The 20996-nt window shown below is 37.9% G+C and carries 14 protein-coding genes; 13 read left to right on the top strand and 1 reads right to left on the bottom strand.

Annotated elements, in window-relative coordinates; translation table 11 throughout:
- The 6 genes from Q9Q35_RS10650 to Q9Q35_RS10625 form a co-directional block, all read left to right on the top strand.
- A partial coding sequence (locus Q9Q35_RS10650; RefSeq protein WP_304653341.1) for a PFL family protein occupies nucleotides 1–1329 on the top strand: 1329 nt, incomplete at its 5' end.
- A gap of 212 nt (nucleotides 1330–1541) precedes the next feature.
- Nucleotides 1542–2291: a DeoR/GlpR family DNA-binding transcription regulator gene (locus Q9Q35_RS10645; RefSeq protein WP_304653340.1), complete on the top strand. Its 750-nt coding sequence runs from the start codon at nucleotides 1542–1544 to the stop codon at nucleotides 2289–2291.
- Nucleotides 2291–3205: a 1-phosphofructokinase gene (pfkB, locus tag Q9Q35_RS10640; RefSeq protein ID WP_304653339.1), complete on the top strand. Its 915-nt coding sequence runs from the start codon at nucleotides 2291–2293 to the stop codon at nucleotides 3203–3205. The genes Q9Q35_RS10645 and pfkB overlap by 1 nt, the downstream gene beginning before the upstream one ends.
- A 20-nt stretch (nucleotides 3206–3225) precedes the next feature.
- On the top strand, nucleotides 3226–5184 hold the full coding sequence (locus Q9Q35_RS10635; protein WP_304653338.1) for a fructose-specific PTS transporter subunit EIIC: 1959 nt from the start codon (nucleotides 3226–3228) through the stop codon (nucleotides 5182–5184).
- Between the two features lie 212 nt (nucleotides 5185–5396).
- The gene (locus Q9Q35_RS10630; RefSeq protein ID WP_304653337.1) at nucleotides 5397–8345 is read left to right on the top strand and encodes an LTA synthase family protein; all 2949 of its coding nucleotides are present in this window, start codon (nucleotides 5397–5399) and stop codon (nucleotides 8343–8345) included.
- 2 nt (nucleotides 8346–8347) lie between these two features.
- The gene (locus tag Q9Q35_RS10625) at nucleotides 8348–10117 is read left to right on the top strand and encodes a hypothetical protein (protein WP_304653336.1); all 1770 of its coding nucleotides are present in this window, start codon (nucleotides 8348–8350) and stop codon (nucleotides 10115–10117) included.
- A gap of 44 nt (nucleotides 10118–10161) precedes the next feature.
- On the opposite strand, the gene Q9Q35_RS10620 is transcribed toward Q9Q35_RS10625, so the two are convergent.
- Nucleotides 10162–11553 carry an amino acid permease gene (locus Q9Q35_RS10620; RefSeq protein ID WP_304653335.1) on the bottom strand — a complete coding sequence of 464 codons (1392 nt, stop codon included), beginning with the start codon at nucleotides 11551–11553 and terminating at the stop codon, nucleotides 10162–10164.
- Between the two features lie 400 nt (nucleotides 11554–11953).
- Here Q9Q35_RS10620 and Q9Q35_RS10615 point away from each other — a divergent pair, with 400 nt between their 5' ends.
- The 7 genes from Q9Q35_RS10615 (at nucleotide 11954) to Q9Q35_RS10585 (ending at nucleotide 20984) form a co-directional block, all read left to right on the top strand.
- Entirely contained in the window at nucleotides 11954–13006 is a 1053-nt protein-coding gene (locus tag Q9Q35_RS10615; protein ID WP_304653334.1) for an acyltransferase family protein, read from the top strand.
- A gap of 143 nt (nucleotides 13007–13149) precedes the next feature.
- Nucleotides 13150–15672: a YfhO family protein gene (locus Q9Q35_RS10610; protein ID WP_304653333.1), complete on the top strand. Its 2523-nt coding sequence runs from the start codon at nucleotides 13150–13152 to the stop codon at nucleotides 15670–15672.
- Nucleotides 15673–15684: 12 nt separating this feature from the next.
- On the top strand, nucleotides 15685–16617 hold the full coding sequence (locus Q9Q35_RS10605; RefSeq protein WP_304653332.1) for a glycosyltransferase family 2 protein: 933 nt from the start codon (nucleotides 15685–15687) through the stop codon (nucleotides 16615–16617).
- 135 nt (nucleotides 16618–16752) lie between these two features.
- Nucleotides 16753–17133 carry a GtrA family protein gene (locus Q9Q35_RS10600; protein ID WP_304653331.1) on the top strand — a complete coding sequence of 127 codons (381 nt, stop codon included), beginning with the start codon at nucleotides 16753–16755 and terminating at the stop codon, nucleotides 17131–17133.
- Nucleotides 17134–17148: 15 nt separating this feature from the next.
- Nucleotides 17149–18309, top strand: a complete 1161-nt coding sequence (locus Q9Q35_RS10595; RefSeq protein WP_304653330.1) for a hypothetical protein — start codon at nucleotides 17149–17151, stop codon at nucleotides 18307–18309.
- A 126-nt stretch (nucleotides 18310–18435) separates the two neighbouring features.
- Nucleotides 18436–19551, top strand: coding sequence for a UDP-galactopyranose mutase (gene glf, locus Q9Q35_RS10590; RefSeq protein WP_304653329.1), 1116 nt, complete (start codon nucleotides 18436–18438; stop codon nucleotides 19549–19551).
- Between the two features lie 2 nt (nucleotides 19552–19553).
- Entirely contained in the window at nucleotides 19554–20984 is a 1431-nt protein-coding gene (locus tag Q9Q35_RS10585) for a flippase (RefSeq protein ID WP_304653328.1), read from the top strand.
- The last annotated feature ends 12 nt before the right edge of the window (nucleotides 20985–20996 follow it).

Raw genomic sequence — 20996 nt, 5'->3', positions numbered from 1 at the left:
GTTTTAGAAACGATCCATATGATATCTGATCAAAAGCTTGATGTCCGCACTGTTACCATGGGGATCTCCTTGATGGATTGCATTGATAGTGACAGTGATGTGGCTTGCCAAAAGATCTACGATAAGATCACTACCAAGGCTAAAGATCTGGTCAAAACGGCCGAACAGATCGAGATGGAATACGGGATCCCGATCGTCAATAAGCGTGTGGCGGTGACGCCGATCTCTTTAGTTGCAGGGGCTAGCCAAGATAAGGATCACGTCAAATACGCTAAAACTTTGGATAAGGCGGCTCAAGCATTGGGGATCGATTTTATCGGTGGCTTTTCTGCGCTTGTTCAAAAGGGGATGACTAAAGGTGACCAAACCTTGATCGCTTCATTACCCGAAGCTTTGGCACAAACGAACTTGGTCTGTGCCTCAGTCAATGTCGGTTCCAGCAAGAGTGGGATCAACATGGATGCGGTCAAACAAATGGGGGAAGTTATCACAACGGCTTCTAAATTAGATTATATGACTAATGCTAAATTGGTCGTCTTCTGTAATGCGGTCGAAGACAATCCCTTTATGGCAGGTGGTTTCCATGGGATCAGTGAACCGGATGTAGTGATCAATGTCGGAGTCTCGGGGCCTGGTGTCGTTAAAGCAGCTTTAGAGCATGTTAAAGGTCGACCGCTCGATCAAGTGGCAGAAACGATCAAACAGACAGCTTTTAAAGTCACACGGATGGGACAGTTAGTCGGCGGTGTAGCAGCCAAACGGTTAAATGTACCGTTTGGGATCGTTGACCTTTCCTTAGCCCCGACACCGGCTGTGGGTGATTCAGTTGCTCAGATCTTAGAAGAGATAGGTCTCGCTCAAGTCGGGACGCATGGAACAACCGCCGCTTTGGCGATGTTAAATGATGCAGTAAAAAAGGGCGGTATCATGGCTTGCAGTCATGTAGGTGGATTATCTGGTGCCTTTATCCCAGTCTCTGAAGATGCGGGGATGATCGCTGCTGTTGAAGCGAAAACATTATCTTTGGATAAATTAGAAGCCATGACAGCTGTTTGTTCAGTTGGTCTGGATATGATCGCTTTACCAGGTGATATTCCAGCCACAACTGTCAGTGCAATGATCGCCGATGAAGCTGCGATCGGGATGATCAACAATAAAACAACTGCTGTACGGGTGATCCCTGTTCCAGGCAAAAAAGTCGGCGATCAAGTTGAATTTGGTGGTTTACTGGGACATGCACCGATCATGCCATACAATCAAGCTTCAAGTGCTACGATGATCGCTCGTGGTGGCTTGATCCCAGCCCCGATCCACAGTTTTAAGAATTGATGACTGTTTTTGACTGAATATACTTTCAAATAATTGTAAATGAAATGCCGTTTTCAAATAGAAAACGGCATTTTTTAGATATATATTTAAAAATTTTCATGAAAGATAATATAATATGTTAAATTTTTTTGAAATTTTATGACGTTTTATGACCTTTTGTGATTGATTTTTGTTGATTCAGATGATATTATAATTTGGGAGGTGTAATGAAAGTGCTTGCAGAGGAAAGACAACAGCATATTTTGCAGATGTTAAAGGAAAATAATGTCGTTAAACTTAAAGAGATCCGCAAACAAACTAATTGTTCTGAGTCATCGGCTCGGCGTGATCTTCAGCTTTTGGAAGAAAAGGGCTTGTTGATCCGGGTGCATGGTGGTGCCAAGATCAAGCATTCGCTCCAACGTGAACTTGATATGAGTGGCAAAGCATCGAAGAATACGGCTCAAAAAGGGGCGATCGCCCAAGCAGCTGCAAAGTTAGTCGAAGCTGAAGATGTGATCTACTTGGACGCAGGAACGACGACTTTAGCGATGATCCCATATTTAAATAAGCCAGAACTGACGGTTGTGACTAATGGAGTTATGCATGCTTCGCTATTAGCTGATCAAAACGTGCGTACGATCTTGGTCGGCGGTGAGTTGAAAAATACTACTAAAGCAATTATTGGTGTCAAAGCAGTCAGTTCGCTGACACAATTACGGTTTAATAAAGCGTTTTTGGGTATCAATGGGATCCATCCTCGTTATGGGTTCACTACGCCCGATCCCGATGAGGCAGCAGTCAAGACAACAGCGTTAGAGCAAAGCGAAGAATGCTTTGTTTTGGCTGATCCAAGCAAATTTGACAATGTTTCCTTTGTCAAAGTAGCTGAACTTTCGCAAGCAACGATCATTACCAGCAGTCTTTCACAACCAGTGAGAGCGCGTTATCGCGAACAAACGACGATTCAGGAGGATTTTTGATGATTTATACAGTAACTGTCAACCCTTCGATCGACTATATCGTCCAGTTAAATGAACTAACTTTAGGCGAAGTCAACCGAATGGATTATGACAATAAATTACCTGGGGGCAAAGGGATAAATGTTTCCCGTATCTTGAAAGAACTTGGCTTGGATAATACAGCTTGGGGCTTTTTAGGTGGTTTTACCGGTGAATTTGTTAAAGAAGCTCTAGAAAAGACCGGGCTTAAGACGAACTTTACTTTGATCAAAGCTGATACGCGGATCAACGTTAAGATAAAAGCACAGGCAGAAACTGAGATCAACGGTCGCGGACCTGAATTGACTAAAGAAGAGATAGCAGCTTTTACAGCGCAATTCGATAAATTGACCGCTGATGACGTGGTGATCTTTGCTGGTAGTCTAGTCCCAAGTTTGAGCGATGATTTTTACTTTGATCTGATCAAAGTTATTCGTCAAAAGGGTGCCCAATTTGTGATCGATACGACAGGTGAAAGTTTGTTGAAGACTTTGCCAGAAAATCCCTTAGTGGTCAAACCTAATAACCATGAATTAGCTGAATTATTTGGTGTAGAACTAAATAGTATCGACGACATCGTTAAATATGGTAAGAAGTTACTTGAAATGGGTGCACAACACGTCTTGATCTCGATGGCAGGCGATGGCGGTTTGATGATCACTAAAGATAAAGTCTATCGTTCATACGCACCAAAAGGCACCGTGATCAACTCAGTCGGTGCTGGTGATTCTATGATCGGTGGTTTTACTGGAACATATGCTAAGACTAAAGATCCACTTGAAGCTTTCCGTTATGGATTAGCTTGTGGCTCTGCAACAGCCTTTTCTGAAGATCTGGCTGATGCTAAAAAGATCAATGAGATCTTACCGATGATCGAGATCGAAGAATATAAATAATTAAAAAGGAAGTGTAAGACATGGATATTCGTGACTTATTGATGACCGACCTTATGATCATGGATCTTAAGGCTACGACCAAAAATGAAGTCATCGATGAAATGGTGCATAACTTATTTGTTAAAGGCATCATCGACGACGAAGAATTATACAAAAAAGATATCTTAAAACGTGAAGCTGAAAGCTCAACTGGCATGGGTGAAGGGATCGCGATCCCTCATGCTCATGATACGGCAGTTAAGAAACCTGCTGTAATGTTTGCGCGCAGTGTCAATGGGGTCGACTACCAATCAATGGACGGTCAACCAGCGCACCTATTCTTTATGATCGCAGCTCCAGAAGGTGGAGATAATACCCACTTACAAGCTTTAGCAGCTTTATCCCAAGTTTTGATGGACCCAGATGTGGTCAACGCTTTGAAAGCAGCTGATACACCACAAAAAGTCCAAGATATCTTTGCTAAAGCAGTTGCTAAAAAAGAAGCTGAAAACAAAGCCCAAGAAGAACGTGAAAAAGCAGCTGCTAACAAACCAGTTGATAATTCTCGTCCATATATCGTAGCTGTAACAGCTTGTCCAAACGGGATCGCGCATACTTATATGGCGGAAGAAAACTTGAAAAAACAAGCTGATAAGATGGGTGTTGACATCAAAGTTGAAACAAACGGTTCTGAAGGTATCAAGCATCGTTTGACAGCTGATGAGATCAAGCGCGCTAAGGGTGTTATCGTGGCCGCTGACAAGAAAGTCGAAATGGCACGTTTTGATGGCAAGAATTTGGTCAATAAACCAGTTACTGATGCGATCAAAGATCCTGAAAAGTTGATCAATGAAGTTTTAGAAGATAAAGCACCAGTCTTTCATGCAAGTGCTAATGATGCAACTGAAGAAAGCAACTCGACCGGTTCTGTTTGGGGCGATATCTATAAACAATTGATGAACGGGATCTCCCACATGTTACCATTCGTTATCGGTGGTGGGATCTTGATGGCGATCTCCTTTATCGTCGAACAATACATGGGTGGTGCTAAGTCACCAGCTTTCATCTTCTTGAACAATGCTGGTAACATGGCATTTGCTTTCATGGTTCCAGTTTTAGCTGCTTACATCGCTGAAGCTATCGGTGATCGTCCAGCCTTGATGCCAGGTTTTGTTGGTGGCTTCATGGCAACAGTTTACAGTGGTTCATTTGGCGGGGCTTACACAGCTAATGTGATGGCTGATGCTAAATCCGCAGCTGGTTTCTTAGGTGGTATCGCAGCTGGTTTTATCGCTGGTTACTTGATGGTCGGTCTAAAGAAACTTTGTGCTCACTTACCTAAGAGTGTCGAAGGGATGAAGCCGATGTTGATCTATCCAGTCTTGGGATTGTTGTTCATCGCTTTGATCATGTACTTTATCATCAATCCGATCTTCTCAACGATCAACATCTGGATCACAAACTTCTTGAACCACTTAGGAACAGGTAACTTAGTCGTGCTTACCTTAGTCTTAGCTGGGATGATGGCGATCGATATGGGTGGTCCTTTCAACAAGGCTGCTTATGTCTTTGCTTCCGGTGCTTTTGCTAACGATCCTAAATCTGTTGTAGCTGCAACGTTGATGGCGGCGGTTATGGTCGGCGGGATGATCCCACCATTTGCTACAGCGATCGCGACAGCTTTCTTCCCTAATAAATTCCCAGAACAAGAACGCCGTGCAGGTATCTCTAACTGGGTCTTAGGGTTCTCATTTATCACAGAAGGTGCGATCCCATTTGCTACAGCTGATCCAGGTCGTGTGATCCCATCATGTGTCTTGGGTTCTGCGATCGGTGGGGCTTTAGTTGGCCTTTGGCATGTTTCTGTACCAGCGCCACACGGTGGTTTCTGGGTAACGCCATTAGCAACTAACCCACTTGGCTATATCGCAGCCGTTGCGATCGGTTCGATCATCGCAGGTGTGGTCTTAGGTCTCTGGAAAAAAGAACATAAGGGTTAATTTGATCTAAAGATAAGTAATACGGCGTAAGCTCTAGGGGCTTGCGCCGTATTTTTATGGTGTAGATGAACTATAATAGCACTAACAACTATATATTTGTTATACTAACATTGATATACAGTACGATGGAAAATTAGAAGTTCGGAGTAGCTATGAATAAAGATAAGATATATTCTGTACAGGATAAAAAGAAAGGAATAAGTAGATTTAAAGTGGATCTACTTATTTATGGAATAATATTATTGACTGCATTTAGCAGTCTATATTGGCAACATACTCCTCAGATCTTTTTGCAAGAAACGATCAGCAAAAAGTATTTGATAGCCAATGTAATACGTGGATTTTCAGTGACAGGCATACCGATCACGCTTCTTTTACTTGGCTATTTTATGACTAGGACCAGAAAGATCGGTATTTTTCAAGCTTGGGGGTTTTTATTTATTGGAACATGGTGCTGTTTGTTAGTAGCGTGTTTCTCACAAGATTCGACGTGGATCGGGCATTTTTATAATGCCCTTTTACCAGTCTTACGTAATACTTCACCATTATTTAGTGGTGTTTTATTAGCGATCTTAACTAATAAAGTGGTCGCAAAGCACTTGATGAATGAACGGTATGCTTACTATCTTTTCTTTTTGTTTACATTTGGGGTACCAACAATATTTGATAAAGATATTTTTAACTACAGTGGTGGGACAACAGTACTTTATGCGTGGATGGTATTTACATTGGGTGCTAATTTACCAGATAGCGGTTTATCTAAGAAAACATGGTGCTTGTTAACTAGTGCTTCAGCCATAGTGTTAGCGATCATGTTAGCACTTATGCCATTGATATCTGAAGGGACTCATGGGGATCTGAGTACAGCAACTAGATTGACAGATGCAGCTAATTTGTTTACTATGCTATTTTCATTTTGTTTAGTTCACCTTCTTTTGAACCTGAAGTTAAATAGAGTGCAATTATTTAGCTTGTTAGGGAGTGTTTTATTTTCAACGTCATCGTTTTTGATAGAAGCGCTGAATACTGCTAATGAAAAATCTACCTGGGGTATCAGGTATATGGAATTATTTGAAACTATATTGGTATTCCTGGTGATTTGGTCAGTAGTACATATATATGTTAAGTCGAAATTCTTTAAAAAGCTTAGTAAATTAGATAAAAAGCTAGATTCTTTGTATTTAGCCGATCTAGAAAAAAATATCAAACTGATATTGGTGCACTTCAAGAGAGCTTTAAGTTCCCATAAACTGGTATTGATCGTCAGTGGGGTAATGTTAGTTTTAGCGTATATTTCTATGGTTATAACAAATGTTGGGGGACGTGTGGCTGACACTATCGAGGGTGATAAGTCATACAATGCTTTGACTTATGCGATCCTACAACGTCCCCAGATCATTGTGATCAACGCACTATTATTTGCTGGGTTATATCTTTTTTTGCGTGGCTTGACTAATAGTTTTTGGTTTTCGTTTTTAGTAAGTGATTACTTGATAATCATTTGGTGTGTTGCAACATATTTGAAGATCGCTAGTCGTCGTGAACCTATATTGCCTTCTGAGGTCGCTATGTTAGGAGCTTATCGTAATCTTTTGAACATGGTCCCACATTGGATTTTGAGCCTAGGTGTAGTTGTTTCGATCATACTATTATGTGTGATCCTTTTGTTATCGTGGAAGGTGAAGGTCAAAAAATTACCTTTAAAGACACGTATGAAATGCGTAATGATACCAGCTGTAGTTGTATGTAGTAGCTTCTTTTGGAATCATGACGATTTTATTTTGAAAAAACCGATGAAAATGTTAGGAATAGATCCAACATTTTACAATCAACTAAATGGAGCTCAGATAAATGGCCCGACATTACAGTTTTTAAATAATTTGGATGTTGTTATCATGAAACGACCTGAAGGATATTCCAAAACTAAAGTCGAAGCGATCATTGCTAAGTATAGCGAGTTAGCTAATGAGATCAACAAGACACGTACAAATGATCTGTCAAAACAAACGATCATCTTTAATTTAAGTGAGAGCTTTAGTGATCCGAATCATGTTAAAGCCACTAAATTAAAGGGAGATCCGATCCCATATATCCATCAGTTAATGAATGAGACAACTTCTGGCTATATGATAAGTTCAGGTTTTGGGGGTGGAACAGCTAATATTGAGTATATGACAATGACAGGCTTACCGTTGGCTAACTTTTCACCAACATTGAGTACACCATATACGCAATTAGTTTCGACTCATAGCTATAATCCGTCGATCGTAAATTACTTTTCAAATGCAGTAGCTATTCATCCGTATGTAGGAAATTTCTACAGTCGACCAAAAGCATATGAAAATTTGGGATTTAATGATTTTATCTACTTAGGAAGTAAAAAGAAGATCAAGCATCAAGAAAAGATCCAAAATAATCCATATTTATCGGATAAGGTCGCATATGCTAACACACTTGATGTGATCAATGAAAGTAAGGACAATGGACAATTTATCAACTTGGTAACGATGCAAAACCATATGCCATATAACAAGGCGTATTATAGTGATAATACTGAATTTGAGGTAGAAGAAGCAGTTGGGTTGAACGATGAAATTCGTGAGCAGATCAATAATTTTGCGACAGGGATCCATTACACAGATAGGTATGTAGCCGAATTTATCGAGCAGTTAGAAGCTATCGATAAGCCTATCACACTTGTTTTTTACGGCGATCACCTGCCTGGAATGTATGCTAATGATATGATCAAAGATGGTTTGAATCTCCATGAGACAGATTACTTTATTTATTCAAATAAAGCAGCTCGTGAACAAGGCGCTAGGACTAATTTGGGGAAGTCACGCTATATTTCTCCAAATGATTTTCCGGCAATGGTGGCAGAGGCAACGAATTCGAAAGTTTCTCCATACTATGCTCTCTTGACTAATGTTTATCAAAGTTTACCTGCTTTTTATATTGGTAGTGAATCCAATAATACATCAGTGAGAAATGTTGAGTATGTAACTGAGGATGAAAAAATTGTGAGTGAACAAAATTTGACAGAAGATCAAAAAGAGTTATTGAGCGATTTGAGGATCATTCAGTATGATATTACTGCTGGAAAAAATTACGTAAAAGATACGGATTTTATGAAGATCCAAAGTAGTGATGGGAATGAATAATAATGAAGAATATAAAAATAAATAGTATGGTATTGTTGCTTTTTTTGGTGATCACAGTATGTATGATCTATCCATTAGCAGCAACAGGCAGAATTGCGGCTCAAGTTGATTGGTTATTTCATGCGGCACGTGTAGAGCAGATCTATCGCAATTTAAGTGAAGGTACTTTATTCACCTATATCGCAACTTCTACATTTCAAAGTACGGGTGTCGGGTCATTTTTATTTTATCCGGTCATCTTTATTTACCCTTGGGCATGGTTGCGGTTTATTACGACACCAGTAGTTGCTTACTATATTTGGGTCGGGGCCTTTATGTTTATGACCTTCGTGATCAGCTATTTTTCGATGCTATCTTTTTCGAAGGGAAAACATCTCAGGAGTTTTATTTTTGCGCTCCTCTATACGTTAGCACCATATCGACTTTATTTAGGGCCAGCTAGTTTTGTTGTGGGTGAGTATATTGCAAGTACATTTATTCCACTAGCATTTTTAGGCTTTTACCATATCATCTGTGGCGATAAAAGAAAATGGTATTGGTTGACTATCGGAATGACGCTATTAGTATATAGTCATATGTTGAGTATTTTATTGACCAGTGAGATTTTTACGATTTTGTTGCTTGTAGCATTCTTTACAGATTACCTTGATCTTAAAAGAGTGAAATATTTACTAATAAGTGCAGGGGCTACTGTGATCTTAGCTTTACCAGTAATTATTCCGCTATTTACAGATTATTTTGGAAAGGGAATAACAGCAACCTATCCAGGAGTAGGAATGACCCAAAACTTAGGTGAAGTGTTTACGACTTCACTAAGTAATACCGCTACTAGTTCAAGTATCGGGATAGTTTTATTGCTAGTGTTACTCAGTGGGTGGAAATGGATCAAGCAAGATTCTTTGGAATTACCCCTCTATATCTTGGCGATCTGTCTGACCTTGATATCAACGGCAATATTTCCGTGGAAATCTTTTAATGGTTCTTTTTTAGCTTTGTTACAGTTACCCTATCGTTACTTGATATATGTTGTTTTGTTGACAGCTATTTTAGGTTCAAGAGTGATCGTTGAATTATTAGCAAAGTATGGATCATTAAAAACGAATTGGCGTAGATCCATGACGGTGCTAACATTATTGCTAGTAAGCTTGATCAGTTATTATGGTTCGATCAGTAATTTATCTGACCGCTTGGCTAATACGGCTAAGAATAAAGAAACAATTATTAAGCCTTTAAAAGCAGATGAGCAAGCGATCTTATATGCGGGGATCCTGACAGATAAGAACTATCAAGCACAGTTTAACTATTGGGCACAAACAGGTGAAGTTGATTATTTTCCAACTAAAACGTTGAGAAAAAATCACTTTTTAGAATACATCGTTATGGATTGGGATAAAGCTTACAGAACAAATAAAGATGTCTATAGTATTATATCTGGTGTTACTAGAATAAACGGACAAGAGATGCGAATAAAGCCATATACAAGTGCAAATACACTACAATATCAAGTAGAGCTCGCTAAAAATGGTAAAGTAGATCTGCCGGTAGTCCACTATGCTCATACAGTAGTATCAGTCGATGAGAAACAAGTGGCTTATCAAAACAGTAAACGAAATACAGTACAACTTGAACTGGAAAAAGGAAAACATACTGTGGTTATCGGTTATTTACCATCAAAAGCGTTCTTTGTAGGAACAAAGATAGCTTTGATCGGATGGGGAGCACTGTTTATTTGGATCATAGGTCAAATTTATTATTTTAAACGTAATAAATAAGCACCGTTAGTACCTACTTGGTAAGTAACTAACGGTGCTTATTTTTAGTTTCTATCTTTCTTATTGCGACTAAAGAAAATAGCCGTCAAGATGAGAAGGAAGACAGCGCCAACTGAAACTGATACACGGGTATCCGGATTGATGAACATGAAGATCATGATCACAACTAGCGAAATGATCGCAAAGTAGTTTGAAAATGGATAAAGTGGCATCTTAAATGGATGATCCATCAATTCATGGGCATTTTGACGGCGGAATCGTAATTCTGAGATCAAGATCACAAACCATGGTACCATTCCTGGTAAAACACTAGAACTATAGACAACAACGAATAGATTAGCCGTATTTTTGTTTAAGCTAGTCAAAACAATATTCAAGATAAAGCCAAGTAATATCCCACCTGAAATAGCTAAGATCGCAATGTTTGGAACAACATGTTTGGATAACTTACTAAAGATCTTAGGTGCTTCATGGTCGATCGAAAGTTTAAAGAGCATTCGGCTAGAACTATAGATCCCAGAGTTAGCACCAGACATAGCTGCAGTCAAGACGACAAAGTTGATGATCGAAGCGGCACCTGTGATCCCGACTTTAGAAAAGGTCTCAACAAATGGTGAGCCGATAGATGCTAATTGATTCCAAGGATAGATCGTTACGATCACAAAAATTGCACCGATATAAAAGATCAAGATCCGCCAAACGATCGATCTAACAGCTGCTACGATCGCATGTTTAGGGTCAGCGGCTTCTCCAGCTGTGATCCCTAGGAGTTCGATTCCTTGGTATGAACCAACAATGATCGAAAGTGAGAACATAAAGCCCTTGAACCCACCTGGGAAAAAGCCACCGTGATCCCAGAGATTAGATAAGCCTAATGGTTGCCAGTTATTTCCAAAGCCAAGAAAGATAACTGCAAGCCCCATAACGATCATCAAGATGATCGTTACGACCTTGATCAAAGCAAAATAAAACTCTAAAGTTCCATAAGCTTTAGCTGAAGCAAGATTAGCTAATGTTAATGTGATCACAACAACTAACCCTGAGACCCAGTCTGGGAGATCAGGCCACCAGTAGTTTAAATACTGGGTAACAGCAATAACTTCACTGATCCCGACAACGATATATTGAAAGATGTTGCTCCATTTAGTTAAATAACCAGCGAGTGGATGAATATAATCGGTAGCGTAATCAGCAAAAGACCCAGTCCCAGGTTTGATGTAGATCATTTCACCAAGAGCACGCATAACGGCATATAAAACGATCCCAACAAAGGCATAAGCTAGTAAAACTGATGGACCAGTCCATTTGATGGTAGACGTCGATCCCATAAATAAACCGACCCCGATCGTTCCTCCAAGAGCGATCATTTCCATTTGACCAGATGTGAGTGATCGATTTAAATGATTTTTTGGCTGTTCGTTTGAATCCTTACTCATAAAAAATCCCCATTTCTTTGTTCTATGCAAAAAAGCTAACTAAAAAGCGGTATCGACATAACATATGTTAGGTGATATTGCTGATCAGTTAGCTTCATTAATAGACATTTTCTTATCTCAAATAGCCCCAACCAGCCTACATAGTGGTGGTTGAGGTGGTGGTTGCTGTAGTTTGTGTACTAATATCGTAATTCATGGTAACAACCTCCGTGAGCTTTATAAGGTTAGAATACCATTAAAGCTTTGATCGTGCAAGATAAAATTTTAAGTAGTTGGCTAAGTAACTATAGAGATAGGATAGTTGAAAAATTTGTAATATAATATTCTTGACGCATCACGGGTGTAAAGTTTCACGTGAAACATATAATGCCTAATTTAATATTTAATTTCTGGAGGAAATATGAAGAAGAGGATCGACTGGATAGATATAGTTCGTGCAGTAGGGATGTTTCTGATCATTATGGGACACACATTGGAAGTCTATACTTACTCAATTGTTGGAAAGATGATTTTTGCTGTACATGTACCAGTATTTTTTGTTTTGTCGGGGTATCTTTATAAAGAAAAATCAGTTAAAAAGATTTTTAAAGGGGGGAATGCTAATCTATTATTGCCATACTTTGCAACCTTGATCATTGTAGTTATTATCACGAGGTTCAATTTTATTTTTCCTAACTGGATCTACAATTTAGATATGCACAATTTTTGGATATCAGCTTTTTACGGTAGTGGAACGACCTTGAATCCATTTTGGGATAATTCGTTAACGATCAATGCAATAGGTGCTATTTGGTTTTTATTGGCAATGTATTTTGGTAATATCATCTTTAACACTATTATAAAGAGTAGTCGTGGGAATTTATTCGTAAGTGGGGTCATGGCAACGGCTATAACATTTGGGGGATTTTATTTGAGTGATATGGGTATTTTACTACCATGGTCTCTTAATGCAGCAATGGCTAGCCAGTTATTTTACTATGGTGGTCATTTGTTTAGAAGATTCGATCTGATCGAAAAATATGGAAGAGCTGGATGCTTTGTCGGAGTCATGTTATGGATAATATCAGCCCAAAGTGGCTTTTTATATCTTAATATCGCACATGCGGATTCACCGATCTTGGCAATTTTAGGTGGTATTGGTGGTAGTTTTACTTTGATGTACTTGGCAAAATTGCTTTGTGAGACCAACTTGAATTTAGCTGCTGTTAAATATTATGGAAAGATGTCGTTGATCGTTTTGTGTGTTCATCTGATAGATTTAAATTCATGCGCTATTTCAGGAAAGATATATGAAACTTTAGCTCAAATAACAGGAAATCAGATTTTTGCGGTCAGCATGGAAATATTGTATCGCTTCTTGTTGACTGTTGTTGGAATTGTTATTATTCCAAAGTTACCAGTAGTTCGTTCTTTTTACTTAAATCGCACATATCCTTTTTTCGCAAAAAAGTGAGAGTTCTATCAGTCAAAAATTAGAGCTACGGTATGTCCTACTCTTTATTTGAAATTCGATCTAGTCAAGAGCTTTTGTAGGTCTTTAGGTATGCGTAAAAGAATCCTATACTGAGGGTAAAAAACGAAAGAGGTGTATTAGTGTTGAAAAAATATAGTCTATATATTGGTAATTTTTTACTTACTTTTTTGATATTAAGTACGGTCTTGTTTGTGGGAGGATTTGCTCCTTTTGGTAATAAATCATTAGCGATCATGGATGCCTCAATACAGTATCTGGATTTCTTTTCTTACTGGAAAGACGTTTTATCAGGACAAAATAGTGCTATATTTACTTTTAGTAATTTATTAGGAGCAGGGAATTGGTCGCAAGTAACTTATTATCTACTATCACCATTCAATCTTTTAGTTGTATTTTTCTCTAAAGAGAATTTAAATGTCTTTTTTGATTTAGTAGTCGTTTTGAAGCTATCTTTGGCTGCAATGACTAGTACTATATTTTTGAATGTGAGAACTAAAGATAGTTTGAAAAAATGGGTGCTTATTTTACTTGCACTGAGCTATGCATTGATGCAGTACAATATCGCTCAGAGCAGTAATATCATGTGGTTGGATGGTGTTTATCTATTACCATTGAATTTATTAGGTGTTTACCTAGTTACGCAACAGCGATCAAGAGGAATTTATATTTTGGCGCTATCGATCGGCTTTGGTTTGATCGTGAATTGGTATGTCGGTGCGATCAATTGTCTATTTTCTTTTGGATGGTTGATCTTAGAAATATGTTTAGCTGAAAATATCACTTTAAAGAAAATTTGGTGGCCAATTATAAGTTACACATGGGCGATGATTATTGGGATAATGTTAAGTGCAGTTACATTTTTACCTACCGTAGCTTCTATGGGGCAACAATCCCGTTCAAGTTTAGATTGGTCCTTATTGACTAATACTTTTAGAGGAAATATTCTATCTGTTATTCCTAGTTATACTTTGGGCGCCACAAGTTCACCGACTAATGTGTCACTTTTTTGTGGAAGTTTAGTCTTATTAGGTGCAGTGTCACTTTTCTTTTCAGAATGTTTTAAATTAAGAGAAAAATTAGTTTTAGGCGTCTTTTTGATCCTTTCCTTGTTGATGTATTATTGGCAACCACTATTTATGTTATTCTCACTTTTAAAAGATGCTACAAGTTATTGGTATCGATACTCGTATGTGGGATCGATGTTTTTGATATTTATGGCGAGTCTATTTTTTGAAAAATGGTCTGATGATCCACAAAAGAATATAGCATCACTGATCAAAGCAACTATCAGTATCGTTGGTATATCATTGATCGCATGGTATTTCTTGCCAAAAGTTTCTGAGATACGTTGGGTACAAAGTGGGATCTTTTTAGGAGCGATACTGTTTGTACTATGTTCAGTAAGTAGCTCACGCCTACAACGTTATAAAAAATTTGCTGTGGTAGGGCTATGTTTATTGGTCGGTGGCGAATTGAGTTATAACACTTATTTACTGATCATGAATATGTTTAGTGAGGTTAGCGTTTACCAAAAATATGTTAAACAACAAAGTAGCCAGATCACCGTGTTAAAGAATTATGATTCTGGATATTATCGAATCAGTCAAACAAAGGTCAAAGGTGAAGAAGATAATATTAATATAACTGCAAACTATAATGAGGCCTATGGTTTTAACTACTGGTCTATAGCTTCATATATTTCGAGTCCAAGTGGGACGCAACTAAAGTTATTATCTGATCTAGGTTATCGCACAGAAGGAGATCGGATAAGTATAGTTAACACATCGATCTTACCAACGGATTCACTTTTAGGAGTGAAATATATCCTTTCACCGTATCCGATAAAGGGATTAGAAAAAGTTTCGTTGCAAAGAGCAAATGAAAAAGATGTCTATAAAAATCCCTATGCTTTGCCATTAGGTTTTGTTGTTTATGGTATAGCTAAACGATCAAACGGACTAAATGTGTTTGATTATGAAAACGAGGTTTATACTCAGGCAACCGCTACAACCACCGAAATATTTAAACCTTTAGCATATAAGAAGATATCGACCAAGAGAGGGATACGCTATGAATTTAAGCTTCCTGCAGGGAAATATAGTGTATATGGTTCTATACCATGGAAATGGAGCGTTGACGGGACAAGATTGGACTTGAACGGAAAAATGCAGCAAGTATATAGCACATGGCTATCTCCAAGTGTTTTCTATGTTCCAACAGCAGGTGAAGGTAATGGATATGTTGAGCTTCAAACTGATGCTCAACATGCTTTCAATGAACCACAATTATATCTATTAGATTTGGATCAACTGGCTAAGGCAACTAATAAGCTTAAAAAGCAAAGTGTAGGTGTTGAGCTTGATGTGGCGAATGGTAAAGCACATTTCACTGTGGACAATAAGCAAGGTAAACGTTATTTGCAAACTACGATCCCTTATGAAAGTGGCTGGATCGTGAAAGTAAATGGTAAGGAGATCATGCCGAAATTATTGGATAATACGTTGATGGCAATTCCCTTGGAAAAAGGGATAAATAATATTACAATGAAGTATCATGTGATACATCTAAAATTGGGTGTATTACTAACACTAGTAGGAATTATTTTACTGAGTGGTACTTGGTACTTAACGAAAAAGTATAAATAGAAGGAGAAAGTAATGACAAAAAGATTATCGATCATCGTACCCTGTTACTTTGAAGAAGAATCGATACCGTTATTTTATGAAGCGGTCGAGAAAGTGAAGGATAAATTAGTAGATGTTGAATTGGAATATTGGTTTATAAATGATGGTTCAACTGATAACACACTAGATGAAATGCAAAAATTACAGACTGGGGATCCAGAACATGTACACTATGTTTCTTTTTCACGCAATTTCGGTAAAGAGGCAGCGTTGTACTGTGGCTTGCAGGAAGCCACTGGAGATTATGTGACAGTGATGGATGTTGATCTTCAAGACCCCCCGGATATGTTGCCACAAATGCTTGAGATCCTTGAAACAACTGATTATGATTGTGTGGGTACCAGACGTGTAGATCGTTCGGGAGAACCGCCAGTTCGGTCGGTTTTTGCACGAATGTTTTATAAATTGATCAATAAGATCTCTGATACTGAGATCGTCGATGGTGCACGTGATTTTCGGTTGATGACGCGTCAAATGGTCGATGCTATTCTTGAAATGACCGAATATAATCGCTTCTCAAAGGGGATCTTTAGTTGGGTCGGTTTCAAGACTAAGTATTTAAATTACGAAAATCAAGAGCGTGTAGCTGGAGAAACTAGTTGGAATTTTTGGAGTTTATTTAAGTATTCGATCGATGGGATCGTGAATTTTTCACAATTTCCATTAGATATTGCTGCTTTTGTAGGATTTATATCATCAGTGATCTCGGGACTAGGTATTTTGTTCATAATTGCTCGCTATTTGATCCATGGAGATCCAACTAGTGGTTGGGCGTCAACGATCTGTATCATGCTGTTTATTGGCGGGATCCAATTATTCTGTTTGGGGATCGTTGGCAAATACATCGGAAAGATTTTTACTGAAGTAAAAAATCGTCCAGTATATATCATAAAAGAGAAAAAATAGAGTAGACCCCCATTTTTGGGGGATATTCATGGTAGTTAGACTATTTGAACTTGATAAAGTAAAATAACAATATACAAAATACATTAAGGAATGATAATTATCATTAATAAATTTAAAAATTTATTCGATGCTACTATGCTTAAGTTTATCTTGGTAGGGATCGTCAATACGATTTTTGGAATGGGGATCATGTTTATCTTTTATAACTTTTTTCATTTCAGTTACTGGGTATCATCGGCCTCGAATTATATTTTTGGTAGCATTTTGAGTTACTTTTTGAACAAACACTTTACATTCCAAAATAGATCCAAGCGTTTGGCAACGGTGATCAAATTCGCTATAAATATCACAGTATGTTATTTGATCGCATATGGTGTTGCTAAACCATTAGCAATGTGGGCTTTTAGTGGCTTTGATACGCATGTACAAAATAATATAGCTATGTTAGCTGGTTCAGTCTTTTTTGTAGGACTAAACTATCTAGGCCAAAGATTTTGGGCTTTTAAAGAAGAATAGTTAGGGGGTTATCTGGTGCTTGAAAAATTAGCGTTAAACAAAAATAACCTGGGAAATCAGCTCTATATGTTTTGTTTCAGTCTATATCTGATCGTCAATTTTATGGCAGGAACGACACTTTCGCGAACTTTAGGGTTAGGTGCGATCGTTATTTTATTACGCCTTTCGCAATTAGCAGCGTTATTGGTCTTTTGCAAGATAATTATTTTTGACCGACACAAGTTCAATACGATCCTAGCGATCTTAGTTGGCGCCTGTTTCTTATTTATAGTTTGTAAGCAGGCACATGAATTAGATCCATTTTTTATGTATATATTTATTGTTGGTGCTTACAGAGTAGATTTTAAACAAATTTTAAACAAATATATTTTAGTAGTTTTATCGTTACTTTTGTTGGTTTATACAGCAGCAGTTTTAGGGGTTGTTCCTAACAATATAATGTGGCGCGAGGGTGCAGGTGTAATTAGAGCAGGACTAGGCTTAGCAACACCATCCGATCTAGCGGCTCATGTGTTCTATTTGATGCTTGCTTTTGCAATGATGCGAGATTTTATTTTTTCACGTCAAGAGATCGTTTTTATGGCCTTGATCGCTGTATTGATCTTTGCCATCACTAATAGTCGGTTAGATGCATTGCTAATGCTATTATTGCTTGTAATAATGTATTTTAGAAGATATATTTTTAAAGCAGTAAAATATATCGGCTTTAAGGGGCTCAGTTTGTTAATAGCATTATATGCATTAGGTAACTTATTGTTGACCTATTTCTTTGACCCTTATGATCCAGTTTATAATCAACTAGATGCTTTGTTATCACATCGTTTGCTGTTTGGAAAAATGGCGTTTGAAAAGTATTCTATCCATTTATTTGGTCAATACATCTATCAAAATGGTAATGGGGATCCAAGAGGCTTTGTAGTCTATTACTTTATCGATTCTGCGTATGTCCAAGCACTGATGATGTTTGGGATCGTCTTTTTATTGTTTATGTTAGGATTGTTAGTTTATTTGCTTTATCGCGCGTTTAAAAAGCAATATTATGGCTTAGCGATCGCCGTTTTATTGATAGCCCTGAGTATGGCAGTTAACCATCATTTCTGGCATGTATCTTATAATGTCAGTTTACTAGCTTTATTAGCGGTTTTACCTACAGTATCAGATACCAAATATACTTAATTTCTTAGCCTACTTTATAAGAAAGTAGGCTAAGTTTTTATTCTGTGGTATAATGCAAAAGGAATTACCGTCGTTGTGACGGCTTTTTGTTTAATTAGACGAGATATCTTTGGAGGAGTACATATTATGTCTAAATATTTAGTTGTTGGTGCAGGACTTTTTGGGGCTGTCTTTGCCAATGAGGCGGCTAAGCGTGGCCATGAAGTGACTGTGATCGAAAAACGTGACCACTTAGCGGGAAATATTTATACGAAAGAAGTCAATGGGATCCAAGTGCATCAATATGGAGCACATATTTTCCATACTTCAAATAAAAAAGTTTGGGATTACGTGAACCAATTTGCTGAATTTAACCGGTATACGAATACACCGGTAGCAAATTACAACGGTGAGATCTATAACTTGCCTTTTAACATGAATACTTTCAACAAGCTTTGGGGAGTAGTCACGCCTAAAGAAGCACAAGAAAAGATCGATGAACAACGTGCTGTTTTGAAGGGTAAAACACCAGAAAACTTGGAAGAACAAGCTATTTCGTTGATCGGTACCGATATCTATGAAAAATTGATCAAGGGTTATACCGAAAAACAATGGGGGCGTAAGGCAACTGAATTACCAGCCTTTATCATCCGCCGTTTACCTGTGCGTTTGACTTACGATAACAACTATTTCAATGATGATTATCAAGGTATCCCAGTTGGTGGCTACACTCAGATCGTAGAAAAGATGTTAGATCATGACAACATCACCGTCAAAACAAATACCGATTTCTTTGATAACAAAGACCAATATTTGAATGATTACGATAAAGTTTTATTCACTGGGATGATCGATCAATTCTTTGATTACAAATTAGGTGAATTAGAATATCGTAGTTTACGTTTTGAGACAGAAAACTTAGACGTTGATAACTACCAAGGTAACGCGGTCGTTAACTATACTGATGCAAAAACACCATATACGCGGATCATTGAGCATAAGCACTTTGAATTTGGTAAAGGTGATAAGAATAAGACCGTTATAACCCGGGAATATCCTGCTGATTGGAAACGTGGCGATGAACCATACTATCCAGTTAACGATAAGAAGAACAATGCGCTTTATACTAAATACCAAGATCTAGCTAACCAAGAAGCTCAAAATGTGATCTTTGGTGGACGTTTAGGGCAATATCGTTATTACAACATGGATCAAGTGATCTCAGCTGCTTTGACCACAGTTAAGCAAGAATTTGGTGATTAAAAATGAAAGTTCTCCGCAACTATTTGTATAATGCGGGCTATCAAGTGTTAGCGATCATTGTACCGCTGCTCACAAGTCCCTATATCAGTCGGGTCTTACATGCGTCAGGGGTCGGTGATAATGCCTATACCAACTCGATCATTCAGTACTTTGTTATGTTTGCTGCTCTAGGTGTAGGATATTACGGAAATCGTGAAATTGCATATGTAAGAGAAGATCGGCAAAAAATGTCAGAAACTTTTTGGGAGATCCAGATCCTAAAAACTTTGACAACTCTGGTGGCGTATTTAGCATTTATGATCTTTTTGCAGATCTATACAGAATACACTTGGTATTTATGGATCCAGTCGATCAATGTGCTTGCAGTCGCATTCGATATTTCTTGGCTCTTTATGGGGATCGAAGATTTTAAGCGAACGGTCATTAGAAACACGATCGTTAAATTGGCTTCGATGCTCATGATCTTCACACTTGTACGTGATGCAAACGATGTAGCTTTGTATATTTTTATTATTGGTGCGTCGACCTTCTTTGGAAATTTGATCTTGTGGCCATATCTAAAAAAGATCTTAGTCCCAATCAAATTTAAAGAATTGCACCCATTAAAACATTTCAATCCTACAGTATCGTTATTTATCCCACAAGTTGCGACATCTGTTTATCTGCAATTGAATAAAACAATGTTAGGTGCCATGGTCGGAGCTGAGTATGCAGGTTTTTATTTCAATGCAGATCAGATCGTTAAAATGGTTTTGACTTTAGCAACTTCACTGGGAACAGTAATGTTACCACATATGGCTTCGGCTTTTGCTAAGGGGAAACATAAAGAAGTAAACAAGATGTTGTATACATCATTTGACTTCATATCCTTATTATCAGTTGCGATGACTTTTGGCTTAGCAGCAGTAGCGTTGCACCTAGGACCCTATTTTTATGGACGAGGATTTGGTCCGGTCGGCAAAGCAATGTTGATCGAAGCCGCTGTGATCTTATTTATCGCTTGGAGCAATACAGTGGGGGCACAGTACTTATTACCGACAAATAAAGTTAAAGCTTTTACAACATCAGTTGTTTTAGGTGCAGTTGTAAATATGATCGCTAATTTACCATTTATCTATTTTTGGGGATTAGAAGGTGCTATGTATGCAACGGTTATTTCTGAATTTATAGTTACTGCCTATCAAATTTGGTATATTCGTGATCTCGTTGACTTAAAACAGATGTTTGTCAATATCCCTAAGTATTTAATTGCAGGTGTTGTAATGTTTGTTCCTGTATTTATGTTGGATAACTACCTAAAGACAAGTATTTTGACACTTGCGTTTGAAGTTATCCTTGGGATCTTGATCTATACTGTTATGATCATCGTATTACGACCTACATCGCTTAATCAAATTACAACTATGATAAAGAGTAAAGCAAAAGGTAATTAAAAACATGGTAAG

This window comes from uncultured Ligilactobacillus sp. (assembly GCF_948826705.1).
Lineage (GTDB): Bacteria > Bacillota > Bacilli > Lactobacillales > Lactobacillaceae > Ligilactobacillus.
Note: the sequence above shows the minus strand (reverse complement) of the source record. Positions and strands in the feature narration are given on the sequence as shown.